Source organism: Oceanicella sp. SM1341 (assembly GCF_003448965.1).
In the GTDB taxonomy this organism is placed as follows: domain Bacteria; phylum Pseudomonadota; class Alphaproteobacteria; order Rhodobacterales; family Rhodobacteraceae; genus Paroceanicella.
Genome location: NZ_QRGC01000106.1, coordinates 1 through 592, shown reverse-complemented (window position 1 = coordinate 592; position 592 = coordinate 1). Strand labels below are relative to the sequence as shown.

The following is a 592-nucleotide window of genomic DNA, read 5'->3' as shown; positions in this document are numbered from 1 at the left end:
GAGCAGGTCGACGAGATCGAGGTGACCCACATGGGCTCGCCCGGGCGGCGCAAGCAGTTCATCCCCGGGCTCACCGACGGCGGCGAGGTGGGCGTGCCGATGAACCACATCCCCGGCAGCCCCACGGACGTGCTCCTGCAATCCCTGCGCGCCAGCCGCGAGGAGGTGCTCATCGAGATCACCTTGCCGGGGGCCGAGCCTGAGACCTACGCGGGCTTCCTCAAGGGCTACACCCGCACGGCCCCCATCGCCGACAAGATGACCGCCACCGCCACCTTCCGGCTCAGCGAGCAGGTTGTGGCCGGGGAGGGCGCGTGATGGCGAACCGGCTCCTCGGCGAGACCGAGATCACGGTCGACGGCCGCACCCTGCGGCTGGTGATGGACTTCAACGCGCTCTGCGCCTTCGAGGAGGCGACGGGCCGCAATGCCGTCACCTCGATCGACGCCTTCCAGTCCGGCGATCTCACGATGCGCGAGCTGCGCGCCTTCATGTGGGCGGCCCTGCAGCGGCACCACCCGGAGACCAGCCTGCAGGACGCGGGCGACCTGCTCGGCAGCCACGGCGAGGCCCTGGGTCGCGCCATGGGCGC

2 protein-coding genes are annotated in these 592 nt (G+C 71.1%); both read left to right on the top strand.

From position 1 onward, the window contains the following. Positions 1 to 318, top strand: a 318-nt coding sequence (locus D3P35_RS25960) for a phage tail tube protein (RefSeq protein ID WP_118138796.1), incomplete at its 5' end; no start/stop codon positions are given. Continuing rightward, positions 318 to 592 (top strand): hypothetical protein (locus D3P35_RS25955; RefSeq protein WP_118138795.1); only part of this gene is annotated, 275 nt, incomplete at its 3' end. The genes D3P35_RS25960 and D3P35_RS25955, both read left to right, overlap by 1 nt.